Here is a 12883-nt window from a genome sequence, read left to right as displayed (position 1 = left end):
GCGTTTGTTTGAGTTTGGCAGCCCGGTAATCCACCGGGCTGTTTGCTTTGTTAGGCCACGAACCGAGGCCACTGATCATGTCCCGTCCGCTTCCTGTTACCGTGCTGTCCGGCTTTCTGGGCGCCGGCAAGACCACGCTGCTCAACCACGTACTCGCCAACCGCGAGGGCAAGCGTGTGGCCGTGATCGTCAACGACCTGTCGGACGTCAACATCGACGCGCAGCTCGTGGGCGATGGCACGGCCACCAGTGCGCAGCTTTCGCGCACCGACGAGCGCATGGTGGAGCTGTCCAACGGCTGCATCTGCTGCACGCTGCGCGAAGACCTGCTCGACGAGATCGCGCGCCTGGCCCGCGAAGATCGCTTCGACTATCTGCTCATCGAATCGACCGGCGTGGCCGAGCCGCTGCCGATTGCCGAGACGTTTACGTTTGAAGACGCTGAAGGCGACGTGCTGTCCGACCTCGCGCGCCTGGACACCATGGTCACCGTGGTCGATGCGCAGCACTTCCTGGCCGACTACGACGCTGCTGATTTTCTGTCCGATCGCGGCCAGGCGCGTGATGAAGACGACGACCGCACCGTGGTCGACTTGCTGATCGAACAGGTCGAGTTTTGCGACGTGATCGTGCTCAACAAGATCGATCTCGTGAGCGATGCCGAGCGCGAGCGCCTGGCCGGCATCCTGCATTCACTGAACCCGCGGGCGCGCATCGTGCCGGCATCGTTCGGCGCGGTGCCGCTGGACGAAATCCTCAATACGCATCGCTTTGATTTCGACGCCGCATCCGCCGCGCCGGCGTGGCTGGCCGAGCTGCGCGGCGAACATGTGCCTGAGACGGAGGCGCTCGGCATCGGCAGTTTCGTCTATCGCCGCCGCGTGCCGTTCCACCCGCAGCGTCTGTGGAACCTGATGCACACCGAATGGCTGCGCGAGCATGGCCGCGTGTTGCGTTCGAAGGGCTATTTCTGGCTCGCTTCGCGTATGGACACCGCTGGCAGCTGGGGGCAGGCCGGCGGCGTGATGCGCCACGGCGGCGCCGGTGCATGGTGGGCTGCGGTGGATGAAGCCGAGTGGCCCGACGAAGAAGAAGCCCGTGCAGACATTGCCGACAAGATGCACGACAACGGTGCGCCCGCACGCTGGGGCGACCGTCGTCAGGAACTCGTCTTTATCGGCACGGACCTGGATGAAGCCGCGCTGATCGCGCAACTCGACGCCTGCCTGCTGACCGATGCGGAGATGGCTGCCGGACCCGAAGCGTGGGTCGCGCTGGCCGATCCGTTCCCCGCGTGGGCCTACGACGACCACGGCGATGAAGACGGCGACGACGAACACGACCACCAACACGGTGACGACTGCGACTGCGGTCACCATCACTGAGCACGCAGATCCCCTGCTTCATCGACGTTGACACCGGCGTCATCCGGTCCTGACAATCCCCGAACGTTTTGCTTTCGTCATGAACCATCGGGGAGTCGTCATGCCGGTCCTGCGTCTGCTGCGCGCCGCGAACCTTGTTGCCGCGCTGTCTTTTTCCACGACGCTCTCGGCGCTCGCGCCGATTGCGGCGCATGCTCAGCCGGCATCCACGCTGGTGATCGGGCTGTCGAGCGATGTCACTTCGCTTGATCCGCACTTCCACAACGTCACGCCAAATTCGAACGTGGCCGAGCATATGTTCGAGGCGCTGATTGCCAAGGACGAGAAGATGCGCCTCAAGCCTGGCCTCGCCGTGTCGTGGAAAGCCCTGAGCGATACGGTGTGGGAGGTCAAGCTGCGTCCCGGCGTGCATTTCCATGACGGCAGCGAGTTCACCTCGGCCGACGTCGTGTATTCGCTGGCGCGCCCGGCCACGATCAAAAACAGCCCATCGCCGTTCACGATCTACACGCGTGGCTTCAAGGAGGTGACGGCCCTCGACAAGCTGACTGTGCGCATCACCACCAACGGCCCCTATCCGCTGGTGCCGAACGACTTGTCGACCATCTACATGGTGTCGAAAAAAGCCGTCGAAAAAGCCGGCGCGGACGATTTCAACAATGGCCGCGCCATGATCGGCACCGGGCCGTACAAGTTCGCGTCGTTCACGCGCGGCGATCGGCTGGAGCTGACGCGCTTTGACGGCTACTGGGGTAAGAAGCCGCAATGGCAGCACGTGACGCTGCGCATTCTGACGGCAGACGCACCGCGCGTGGCAGCGCTGTTGGCGGGCGATGTGCAGGTCATCGAGAACGTGCCGAGCTCGGACATCAAGAAGCTGTCGGCTGACCCGGCGGTGTCGGTATTCAAGATGCCGGTGTTCCGCATGATGTATCTGCATATGGATTCGAACCGCGATGTGTCGCCGTTCGTGACCGACAAAGCCGGCAAGCCGCTGCCGAAGAACCCGCTCAAGGATGCCCGCGTGCGCGAGGCGATTTCGCTGGCGATCTCACGCCAGGCCATCGTCGACCGCGTGATGGAAGGCGCGGCAGAACCGACGGGCCAACTCGTCAACAGTGCGCTGTTCGGCCACGTGCCGGGCCTGAAGGCACCGGTGGCGGACCTGCCCGCAGCGAAGAAACTGCTCGCCCAGGCCGGCTACCCCGATGGCTTTGCCATCACGCTGCACGCCACCAATAACCGCTACCCGAACGATGACCGCGTGGCTCAGGTGATCGCTTCGATGCTTTCGCGGGTGGGCATTGCCACCAAGGTCGAAACGCTGCCGTCAGCGTCGTTCTTCACGCGGGCGAACAAGCTGGATCTCTCGTTCCTGCAGGCCGGCTGGGGAGCAGATACGGGTGAAGCCAGTTCGAGCCTGAAGGCGCTGCTGGCCACCTTTGATCCGGCCCGCGGCTGGGGGGCGTCCAATCGCGGGCGCTATTCGAACCCGGCGCTCGATGCCAAGCTGGCTGAAGCCCTGCAAACCCTGGACGACAGCAAGCGCGAAAGGCTGCTGCAGGAGGCCACGGAAATCGGGATCCGCGATGACGGTGTGATTCCGCTCTACTTCAACATCAACGTGTGGGCAGCGCGCAAGGGTTACACGGTGGTGCCGCGTCTGGATGAACGGACCTACGCGTTCGATGTGACGCACTAAAACGGTAAGAAGCACCGTAAGAAGCGATTTTTGGCGCACAAAAAGCGTGCGTCGTGACGGAAATCAGGGTTGAAATCCTGTGGGCTGGCGTCAAGTATGAAGTTCTTTGGCCGGCCCGCTGGGGGCCGCGCCAAGCCGGACCCCTAGGAACAAGCGCATGGAACAGTATCACGGCACCACCATCGTCAGCGTGCGGCGCGGCAACCAGGTCGCGCTCGGCGGCGATGGTCAGGTCACGCTGGGCAACATCGTGATGAAAGGCTCGGCCCGCAAGGTGCGCGCCATCTACGACGGCAAGGTGCTGGTCGGCTTTGCCGGCGCCACCGCCGACGCCTTCTCCCTGCTCGACCGCTTTGAGGCCAAGTTGCAGAAGCACCAGGGCAACCTGCTGCGCTCCGCCGTCGACCTCGCCAAGGACTGGCGTACCGATCGCGCCCTGCGCCACCTCGAGGCAATGCTGATCGTCGCAGACCGCGAAGCCACCCTCGTCATCACCGGCAATGGCGACGTGCTGGACCCGGAAGGCGGCATTGCTGCCATTGGCTCGGGCGGCTCGTATGCCCAATCGGCCGCCAAGGCGCTGATGGAGAACACCGACCTCGCGCCGCGCGATGTGGTGGAAAAATCGCTGCGCATTGCCGGCGAACTCTGCATCTATACCAACACCAATTTCGTGATCGAGACGCTCGAATAACGAGCGCCTTCATCGACAGGATTCCCATGTCTGAAACCATGACGCCGTCGGAAATCGTCTCCGAACTCGACAAGCACATCATCGGCCAGCACAAGGCCAAGAAGGCCGTGGCCGTGGCGCTGCGCAACCGCTGGCGCCGCCAGCAGGTGGGAGACCCGCTGCGCCAGGAAATCACGCCCAAGAACATCCTGATGATCGGGCCGACTGGCGTGGGCAAGACCGAGATCGCGCGCCGCCTGGCCAAGCTGGCCGACGCACCGTTCATCAAGATCGAAGCGACCAAGTTCACCGAGGTCGGCTACGTCGGCCGCGACGTCGACACCATCGTGCGCGATCTGGCTGAGATGGCCGTCAAGCAGACGCGCGAATCCGAGATGAAGAAGGTGCGCGCCAAGGCCGAAGATGCAGCCGAAGACCGCATTCTCGACGTGCTGATCCCGCCGCCGCGCGACATCGGCTTTGCGCAGCCGGAAGAGAAGGATTCGACTGCGCGCCAGACCTTCCGCAAGAAGCTGCGCGAAGGCCAGCTCGACGACAAGGAAATCGAGCTGGAAGTGTCGGCGGGCGCGCCGAGCATGGACATCATGGGCCCGCCCGGCATGGAAGACATGACCGAGCAGATCCGCTCGATGTTCGCGGGCCTGGGCCAAGGCAAGAAGAACCGTCGCAAGATGAAGGTGAGCGAAGCCTTCAAGCTGCTGATCGACGAAGAGGCGGCGAAACTCGTGAACGAAGACGAGCTGAAGCAGAAGGCGGCGGCCAACGTCGAGCAGAACGGCATCGTGTTCCTGGACGAGATCGACAAAATTGCCAGCCGCAGCGAATACGGCGGCGGCGAGGTGTCACGTCAGGGCGTGCAGCGTGACTTGCTGCCGCTGGTGGAAGGCACTACCGTCAACACGAAGTACGGGATGATCAAGACCGATCACATCCTGTTCATCGCGTCGGGTGCGTTCCATCTGTCCAAGCCGAGCGACCTGATTCCGGAACTGCAGGGCCGTTTCCCGATCCGCGTGGAACTGGATTCGCTGTCGGTGGAAGATTTTCGCGCGATTCTCACGCAGACCGATGCGAGCCTCACCAAGCAATATCAGGCGCTGCTGAAGACGGAAGGTGTTGATCTCGTGTTTGCCGAAGACGGTATCCGCCGCCTTGCCGAGATCGCATGCTCGGTCAACGAGAAGGTCGAGAACATCGGCGCACGCCGTTTGTACACGGTGATGGAGCGGCTGCTGGAAGACCTGTCGTTCCACGCGCACAAATCGTCGGGCGAGACGGTGACCATCGACGCCGCGTACGTCGACGAGCGCTTGAGCGAGCTGTCGGGCAACGAAGATCTGTCGCGCTACGTGCTGTAAGCGTGTAAGCAACGCATTCCAAAATGCCCTGCGGGCCGCATCGGAGACGATGCGGCCCGTTTTGTTTGGGCGCCCGCGAAGCCAAGCCGGGCAAGGGTTTGCTCAGGATCGTGCCGGGTCAGGTCCGTTATCTGCTGAAGAAGGTGGTGCCGCACAGACAAATGCGCGCCGCGCACCTGGCGTGCGCGATTCCAACCACGACAAGGAGAGAAACGTATGAAACCGATCCAACGCCTGGCCCTGTGTTGCGTGCTTGCCTGCGCCCCCTTGGGCATTGCCCACGCCCAGACCACACCGGCGCCCACCGGCCCCGCCGGCGCCTCAGCCCCGAACGATGCCAAGCGCGCCGCCTACGACAGTGCCGTGAAGCAAGCCGATGCCAATTACAAAGCTGCCAAGGACAAGTGCGATGCGATGAAGGGCAACGACCGCGACGTCTGCCGCGCGCAGGCCAAGGGCGATTACAACGTCGCCAAGGCCAATGCGGTGGTGGAGCGCGATGGCACTGAAGCCGCCCGCAACCGCGCCGCCAAGGAAAAGGCCGAGGCTGATTACGACGTCGCCAAGACCAGGTGCGATGCCATGAAGGGTAACGACAAAGACACCTGCGTGAAGGATACCAAGGCCGCGTACACGCGAGCCAAGGGCGGTGAGGAGGTGAGTCACGCCAAGGCGACCGGCACTGCGAAGGACGTCAGCGAAGCGCGCCGCGATGCTGTCAAGGACACCAACGACGCCAACTACAAGGCCGCCAAGGAGCGCTGCGACGCCATGTCGGGCGATGCCAAGACGAAGTGCCAGAACGACGTGGCAGCCAAGTTCAAGAAGTAAGCCGGACGAAAGGGTCCATACGGGCGGCCTGCGGGACGCCCTGTTTTGTCTCAATCTCTCAATCGCAACGGAGGACGTATGAACTGGGATCAGATCGAAGGTAAATGGGATCAGGCCAAGGGCAAGATCAAGGAGAAGTGGGGGCAGCTCACGGACGATGACCTGACCGTGATCCGCGGCAAGCGCGACCAGCTTGCCGGCAAGATCCAGGAGCGCTACGGCTACACGAAGGAACGTGCCGAAGACGAACTCAAGGCGTGGGAGCGCGATACCCGCTGGTGATGCCGCGCTGATGTAGCCTTACGCGGCCGGCGTTCATTTGGCGACCGGCCGCTTGCCCAATTTGCGCTGCAGCGTCCGTCGGTGCATGTTGAGCGCCCGCGCGGTCGCAGAGATATTGCCGCCGTGTTCGGCGAGCACGCGCTGAATGTGTTCCCACTCCAGGCGCGCGACCGACAGCGGCGCGGGGTTTTCCATGGTCTGTTCGGCCACGGCTTCAGACACGCCCACCTGCAGCGCCAGCAGAATCGAATCGACATTGGCCGGCTTGGCCAGGTATTCGTCAGCCCCCAGCTTGACCGCCTGCACGGCGGTGGCAATGCTCGCGTAGCCCGTGAGGATCAGCATGCGCGCCTCGGGCAGCGCCTGACGTAGCGGGGCAATCCAGTGCAGACCGGAATCCGTGCCGCCGTGGGGCATGAGGCCCTTGTCGCTGGCAGCCAGATGTAGATCGACAGTGACATACGAGAAGCGTGTCTGGCGCGCCAGGGCCAACGCTTCGCCGCCGGTGTGGGCGATCTGCGGAGCGAAGCCGCGACGCGTGAGCGCGCGCGCCAGCGTCTGCGCAAAGACGTCGTCGTCATCGAGGATCAGAAAGGGGGCGGGCTGCTGCATGGTGTTCTCCGGGGCCGTACGTGCACGGGGCTGCGTCAGGCCGTCTCGTTATGTGAAGAGGGTGGGCGCGCCAATGATGGGGGCGGCGGCGTGTTCCATCGGACCGCCAACCGGCAGGCGGAGTTCGGCAATGGCGCCTTGCGGCGGATTCGGGCGTAGCACCACGGTACCACCCAGGCGGCGCGCGGTGGTGGAGGCCAGGTACAGCCCGATGCCGTGACCGCCATGCCGGCTTGGCACCGGCGTGCGGCCGAGCGAGGTCCTCAGGTCTTCCGGCAAGCCCAACCCCGTATCGATGATGGACAGCACGATCTGCGGCGGCATATCGCGGAGCACGTCTGGATTGGCGTCGATCTTGGCGGTCAGCAGCAGCGGTACCAGGTCGCGTCCAGCGTGATGCTGGCTGCGGGCGGCGTTGTCCAGCAGGATCGTGAGGATCTGGCCGACGTTCACCGCATCGAGCTCCACCGCTTGTGCCGCAGGCGACGTCTCCGTGTGGAGGCGGATGTCCGGATGCCGCAGCTGCCAAGTCTGCGTGAAATCCGGTAGCCATTGGCCGAGCGGCTCGGGTGCGCCGTCGTTGGGCTTGCGCTGCAGGCGCGCCAGTGCGGCGCGGCACAGTTCGAGTTGCTGTTCGATGGCGCGCAAGTCTTCACGGTACGGGCCGAGCGGTGAATCGGGCTGCTTCGCGTCGTGCTGCAGCTCGCCGGTGATGACGGCCACGGTAGACAGCGGCGTGCCCATCTCGTGCGCCACGCTCGCGCCCTGCGACATCAAGGCTTCGATGCGTTGCTCGCGCAGCAGCCGCTCGCGCGCTTCGGTGAGCTGCGCCTCACTCTCGCGCAGTGCGGCCGACAGGCGCGCCGTAAAGCCGGCGATCATCGCGCTGCTTGCCACGAAATCGATCCACATGCCTGCCAGGTGATACGCCAACGCATCTGCCGGGTTCGCCAGCTTCAGCGGGATGTAGTTGCCGAGCATCATGCTGTAGGCGGCCAGCGCGTACAGCGTCAGGCCCACCACATGAGCGAGCGGCAGCATGGCCGCCGCGATCGCCAGCGCCGGCAGATAGAACGAGACGAACGGGTTGGTCGCGCCGCCGGTGAAATACAACAGGGCGGACAGCGCGGTCAGGTCCACCAGTAGCTGAACGGTGATCTCGATATGCTGCACGGGCCGGTTGCGCCGCACCCGCCACCCGGTCAGCAGGTTGAACAGCGCGTGCAGGCCCATCACGCTCAGCAGCGGCACCACCGGCAGTTGCACGCCAAATACCAGCGGCGCGAGCAGCATCAGGACCAGTTGGGTGGCCAGCAGGCTCCATCGCAGCCAGAAGAGGCGGCGTAGACTGGATGCGTCCAGCAGCGGGGCGGCAAGAGACAGGGTGGAAAGCATGGTGGACAAGTGTAAACGTGCGCACCGCGCGGTTCTCCGTGCGGCGATGCGTCAATCGGCCGCACAATTGTGCACCCAACCTATCTCCCCGCAGGCGCTGTGCTTTAATGCGCTGCACGTTTGTCCCCGACAGGAGCCCTGATGATGTCCCGATCGAACCGTTCTTTCGTTTGCCTGGCTGTGCTCACTGCTGGCCTGCTCGCCAGCGCCGCCGCTTTCGCACAGGTCACGGTGCAAGACGCCTGGGTGCGCGGCACGGTGCCGGGCCAGACGGCCAGCGGCGCGTTCATGACGCTGCAATCGGCGGACGGCGCCAAGGTGGTGGGTGTGACGACGCCCGTTGCGGGCATGGCCGAGATCCACGAGATGAAGATGGAAGGCAATGTTATGCGCATGCGCGCCGTCCCGTCGCTGGAGCTGCCGAAGGGCCAGACGGTGCAACTCAAGCCGGGTGGCTACCACGTGATGCTCATGGACCTGAAGCAGCCGCTGGCCAAGGACGCCACCGTGCCGCTCACGCTGAAGGTGGAGCTGGCCGACAAGCGCGTTGTCGAGCAGAAGGTCGAGGCCCGCGTGCGCGACCTGACCGCCGGCAACATGCCCGCCATGAACCATGGCGGCGAACACAAGCATTGATGGCTTGCGGCGAGTGTCGCTTCAAGCCGTAAGGAAGCATTCCCATGGCTAACAAGACATTGGGCACTCGCCAGAAACTGACCTTCCGCATCGAGCCTTCAACGAAGGCCGGTACTGCGCGCCCGCGCAATTTTCTCGTTCCGCTCACCCGCGGCCGCAGGGCCGGGGCCCACACCGAAGGCGGCCACGCTGAACGCCAGCGCGGGCGGGCCGACGTCCGCCGTGCACTGCGCACGCTGGACGACGACAACAAGGACAAAGACTGATCGGTCAGCAGGATTCAGACGCTGCCTTTGCCTGCGCAATCGCTTCGCGCAGGCAACGCTGGCAGCGGCAGCCCTGTCCCGGGCGCCGCGCGCTGGCAGGTAGCATTCCTTCTGTCGTGCACCAGCATGTCGCGTCGGGCTGCTTACCGTCGCCGATCGCTCCGCAGCGCATCTGCGCGCCGCAGACCGCGCATACGGTGTTGGCGGCGGACGGGGTCACCCTTGGCTGCTCCCGTCGTCGTCTTGCCCGAGCTTGTGCATCGCCTGGCGCAGCAATCCCATCTGGTGTGAGAACCGCGTGCAGGCATCGCACGCGAACAGATGCACGCGCAAGCGCAGGCGTTCGCCGGTGCGCAGGTCGCGGTCCATTGCGCTCACCAGCACGCGGTGCGCTTCCTTGCAGGTGAGCATTCCCCAACGGTTTGGCATGTGGTCTTTCTCGGTGGTGCGATAGCGATGCGGTTCAGGCGGCGGCCGGCTGGTTGCCGAACCAGTGCAGGTCAAGGCACTCGCGCAGGCGCATGCGGGCACGGTAGAGCAGTGCCCAGGCATTGGTCGCCGTGATCTGCAATTCCTGACAGATTTCGTCGGTTTCCAGCTCCAGCCACTCACGCATCATGAAGACGCGCCCAACGCGCGGCGGCAGGCGATCGACGCACATTTGCAGCACGTCGAAAAACTCGCGCCGTGACAGCGCGGCATCGGGGTCGCCCCAGTCGGACGGTGGGCTCGTGTAGTGGCCGTCGGCGGCGAACAGACTGTCGAAGACGGCCTCGTCCGAACGCATGCCGGCCTCGTCGGACTCACCGCCCGCAAGCAGCGAGACGCGCACTTCGCGCCGCCCCGAGCGGATCGCATCGATGATCTTGTGTTTAAGGATGCCGATGACGTAAGTCTTGAGCGAGGCGTTGCCGGCAAAGCGCTCGGGATGTTCGAGCACCGCCAGGATGGTGTCGGCCACCGTGTCTTCAGCCAGGGCGGTGTCGCGCAATTGCAGTTGCGCAAAGCGCAGCAGATGAGGGCGCAGCGCGTCGAGTTGGTCGGGTGCGATGGCCATGATTCCCCAGGGTGTTCTTTCGTGGCAACGGTATGGCGGGCACGCAAGGTGCGCCACCAGACCGTAGCGCCTTTTCTTGTAAAATCGCGCCTGCCGAAAATGGGCTGCTTCGTTTTTTTGTGTTGCAGGCGACATTCGGCGTTCCATCATACCTGCCCAACCGGATGTCACCGTCATGACCGCTTCTGCTGCCCCCGACCCTGCTGGCCTCGACCCCGAACTCGCGCATATCGCGCCGCCGGTGAAGGCTGAGATTCTTGCGCAGGCCCTGCCTTACATTCGCAAGTTCCACGGCAAGACCATCGTCATCAAATACGGTGGCAACGCCATGACGGAAGAAAAGCTCAAGCACAGCTTCGCGCGCGACGTGATCCTGCTCAAGCTGGTCGGCATGAACCCGGTGGTGGTGCACGGCGGTGGCCCGCAAATTGACGAAGCCCTGAAGAAGGTCGGCAAGCAAGGCGCCTTCATCCAGGGCATGCGCGTGACCGACGAAGAGACCATGGAAGTGGTCGAGTGGGTGCTCGGCGGCGAAGTCCAGCAGGACATCGTCATGCTGATCAACCAATACGGCGGCCAGGCAGTCGGCCTGACCGGTAAGGACGGCGGTCTGATCCGCGCCAAGAAGCTGAAGATGCCGGACCGGGAGAAGCCGGGCGAGTTTATCGACATCGGTTTCGTGGGCGACATCGAGACGATCAACCCGGCCGTGGTCAAGGCGCTGCAGGACGACGCGTTCATTCCGGTCATTTCGCCCATCGGTTTCTCTGACGAAGGCCAGGCCTACAACATCAATGCCGACGTGGTCGCCGGCAAGATGGCCGAGATCCTGAAGGCCGAGAAGCTTGTCATGATGACCAACATTCCCGGCGTGATGGACAAGCAGGGCAACCTGCTGACCGACCTGTCGGCGCGGGAGATCGACGAGCTGTTTGCCGACGGCACGATCTCGGGCGGCATGCTGCCGAAGATTTCGTCGGCGCTGGATGCCGCCAAGAGCGGCGTGAATTCGGTGCACATCGTCGATGGCCGCATCGAGCACTCGCTGCTGCTGGAAATCCTGACCGAACAGGCGTTCGGCACGATGATCCGCTCGCACTGATGCGAACCACCCGGGCGGTGCGCGTGCGCCATGCTGCGCGCACCTTCCCGCGCGAGGTGCCGGCGGGCTCCGCGCCCGCCCGGCAGCCGGTCTGGCTGTTCGACCTCGACAACACCCTTCACCACGCATCGCACGCGATCTTTCCGCAGATCAACCGGCTGATGACGGCGTACGTGGCACGCGTGCTCGGCACGGACGACGCCACCGCCAGCCAAGTGCGCGTGGACTATTGGCGCCGCTATGGCGCCACGATTCTCGGCATGGTGCGCCATCACGGCGTCGACCCCGATGATTTCCTGGCCGAGGCCCACCGCTTTGATGACCTGCGCGCCATGGTGCGCGCCGAACGCGGCCTCGCCCAACTGCTGCGCGCCCTGCCCGGGCGCAAGATTCTGCTGACCAACGCGCCCGTCGCCTACGCGCGCGAGGTTTTGCGCCTCATTGGCCTGAAACGCGCATTCCTGCGCGAAATCGCCGTCGAACACATGTGGGTGCACCGGCGCCTGCGTCCGAAACCCGATCCGCTGATGCTGCGCCGGCTGCTTGCACGCGAACGGATTGCGCCATCACGCGCCATCCTCGTCGAAGACACGCTTTCTCACCTCAAACGCTATCGACGCCTGGGGATCGGCACGGTCTGGGTGACGGGCTATCTGCGGCGCGTGCCGCCGGGCGTCCAGCCGACCTCCGCTGCCGATGCATTGCATCCAATGCAAGCGGCAGCCGTGGGCGCGCGTGCAAATTCACCACATCAACCGGCCGCCACACCGATTTTGTTCGCCAACCGGCCCGGCTATGTGGGCGTGAAAGTAAAATCGGTGCTTCAACTAAAACGAAGGCTTGTTCGACGCGGCTAGGCAGTGGTAACTCCGCGCTCGCAACGGGAGAGGGGCCAGGAAGTCATGAGCAACGCGCAAACGGAGTTTCCGACCGCCGAGCCGGTCGCGGACGTCGCCATAGCAGCACCGCCGGTACGCAAACGCCCCCGCCCGGGCGAGCGCCGTGTGCAGATTCTGCAGACGCTCGCCGGCATGCTCGAGCATCCGCGTGGTGAAAAGATCACAACCGCTGGCTTGGCGGCACGGCTGGACGTATCCGAGGCGGCGCTGTACCGCCACTTCGCCAGCAAGGCGCAGATGTTCGAAGGGTTGATCGAATTCATCGAGCAGACCGTCTTTGGCCTCATCAATCAGATCACGCTGCGTGAAGAACACGGCCTGCGCCAAGCGCATGCCATCGCGCACATGCTGCTGTCGTTTGCCGACAAGAACCCGGGCATGACACGCGTGCTGGTGGGCGATGCGCTGGTCGGCGAAGACGAGCGCCTGCCCGAGCGCATGGCGCAGTGCCTGGATCGCATCGAAGCATCGCTCAAGCAGAGCCTGCGCATGGCGGTCACGCAGGGTGCCTGGCCGGCAGATACCGACATCGCTTCGCGCGCCAACCTGCTCGTGTGTGCGGTGCTCGGGCGTTGGCATCGGTATGCCAAGAGCGGTTTCCGGAAGTCTCCGGTGGAAGGCGCGGACGCGCAGTTGCGGGTGCTGTTGGCCTGAGTGGGCTTCC

General features: G+C 64.2%; 15 protein-coding genes. 11 read left to right on the top strand and 4 right to left on the bottom strand.

Going from position 1 to position 12883, the window contains the following annotated elements:
• Positions 1 to 77 precede the first annotated feature (77 nt).
• The 6 genes from zigA to ACUXH0_RS22505 all read left to right on the top strand — a co-directional run bounded on the left by zigA (position 78) and on the right by ACUXH0_RS22505 (position 6252).
• The gene (zigA, locus tag ACUXH0_RS22530) at positions 78 to 1385 is read left to right on the top strand and encodes a zinc metallochaperone GTPase ZigA (protein WP_009239384.1); all 1308 of its coding nucleotides are present in this window, start codon (positions 78 to 80) and stop codon (positions 1383 to 1385) included.
• 100 nt (positions 1386 to 1485) lie between these two features.
• Positions 1486 to 3087 (top strand): ABC transporter substrate-binding protein, encoded by a 1602-nt coding sequence (locus ACUXH0_RS22525; protein WP_182594635.1) that lies wholly within the window; start codon positions 1486 to 1488, stop codon positions 3085 to 3087.
• A gap of 157 nt (positions 3088 to 3244) precedes the next feature.
• Complete coding sequence (gene hslV / locus ACUXH0_RS22520) at positions 3245 to 3781, top strand: ATP-dependent protease subunit HslV (protein ID WP_004628261.1); 537 nt, start codon at positions 3245 to 3247, stop codon at positions 3779 to 3781.
• A 26-nt stretch (positions 3782 to 3807) separates the two neighbouring features.
• Entirely contained in the window at positions 3808 to 5139 is a 1332-nt protein-coding gene (gene hslU / locus ACUXH0_RS22515; RefSeq protein WP_182594636.1) for an ATP-dependent protease ATPase subunit HslU, read from the top strand.
• 216 nt (positions 5140 to 5355) lie between these two features.
• Entirely contained in the window at positions 5356 to 5970 is a 615-nt protein-coding gene (locus ACUXH0_RS22510) for a hypothetical protein (RefSeq protein WP_182594637.1), read from the top strand.
• 78 nt (positions 5971 to 6048) lie between these two features.
• A complete protein-coding gene (locus tag ACUXH0_RS22505) occupies positions 6049 to 6252 on the top strand; it encodes a CsbD family protein (RefSeq protein WP_004628255.1) in 204 nt (67 codons plus the stop codon).
• Between the two features lie 33 nt (positions 6253 to 6285).
• Here the strand turns inward: ACUXH0_RS22505 and ACUXH0_RS22500 are convergent, their stop codons facing one another.
• Positions 6286 to 6864 (bottom strand): response regulator transcription factor, encoded by a 579-nt coding sequence (locus tag ACUXH0_RS22500; protein WP_004628252.1) that lies wholly within the window; start codon positions 6862 to 6864, stop codon positions 6286 to 6288.
• A 48-nt stretch (positions 6865 to 6912) separates the two neighbouring features.
• Positions 6913 to 8259, bottom strand: coding sequence for an ATP-binding protein (locus ACUXH0_RS22495; protein ID WP_182594638.1), 1347 nt, complete (start codon positions 8257 to 8259; stop codon positions 6913 to 6915).
• Positions 8260 to 8400: 141 nt separating this feature from the next.
• On the opposite strand from ACUXH0_RS22495, the gene ACUXH0_RS22490 reads away from it, so the two are divergent.
• Together ACUXH0_RS22490 and ACUXH0_RS22485 are read left to right on the top strand one after the other, a co-directional pair.
• The gene (locus tag ACUXH0_RS22490; RefSeq protein ID WP_182594639.1) at positions 8401 to 8895 is read left to right on the top strand and encodes a copper chaperone PCu(A)C; all 495 of its coding nucleotides are present in this window, start codon (positions 8401 to 8403) and stop codon (positions 8893 to 8895) included.
• Positions 8896 to 8939: 44 nt separating this feature from the next.
• Entirely contained in the window at positions 8940 to 9161 is a 222-nt protein-coding gene (locus ACUXH0_RS22485; protein ID WP_004628246.1) for a hypothetical protein, read from the top strand.
• Between the two features lie 216 nt (positions 9162 to 9377).
• Here ACUXH0_RS22485 and ACUXH0_RS22480 read toward each other — a convergent pair whose 3' ends face one another.
• Positions 9378 to 9590 carry a zf-HC2 domain-containing protein gene (locus ACUXH0_RS22480; protein ID WP_004628245.1) on the bottom strand — a complete coding sequence of 71 codons (213 nt, stop codon included), beginning with the start codon at positions 9588 to 9590 and terminating at the stop codon, positions 9378 to 9380.
• A gap of 34 nt (positions 9591 to 9624) precedes the next feature.
• Positions 9625 to 10218, bottom strand: coding sequence for a sigma-70 family RNA polymerase sigma factor (locus ACUXH0_RS22475; RefSeq protein ID WP_004628241.1), 594 nt, complete (start codon positions 10216 to 10218; stop codon positions 9625 to 9627).
• A gap of 175 nt (positions 10219 to 10393) precedes the next feature.
• Between ACUXH0_RS22475 and argB the strand changes: the two genes are divergently transcribed.
• The 3 genes from argB to slmA are packed head-to-tail and all read left to right on the top strand — an operon-like array spanning position 10394 to position 12873.
• Positions 10394 to 11320 carry an acetylglutamate kinase gene (argB, locus tag ACUXH0_RS22470; RefSeq protein ID WP_004628239.1) on the top strand — a complete coding sequence of 309 codons (927 nt, stop codon included), beginning with the start codon at positions 10394 to 10396 and terminating at the stop codon, positions 11318 to 11320.
• Complete coding sequence (locus ACUXH0_RS22465) at positions 11320 to 12177, top strand: pyrimidine 5'-nucleotidase (RefSeq protein ID WP_182594640.1); 858 nt, start codon at positions 11320 to 11322, stop codon at positions 12175 to 12177. The genes argB and ACUXH0_RS22465 overlap by 1 nt, the downstream gene beginning before the upstream one ends.
• A gap of 45 nt (positions 12178 to 12222) precedes the next feature.
• Complete coding sequence (gene slmA, locus ACUXH0_RS22460; protein WP_004628236.1) at positions 12223 to 12873, top strand: nucleoid occlusion factor SlmA; 651 nt, start codon at positions 12223 to 12225, stop codon at positions 12871 to 12873.
• The last annotated feature ends 10 nt before the right edge of the window (positions 12874 to 12883 follow it).

The sequence above is a fragment of the Ralstonia sp. 110700041-2 genome, from assembly GCF_056280165.1.
This window is presented reverse-complemented; position numbering and strand designations above follow the sequence as displayed.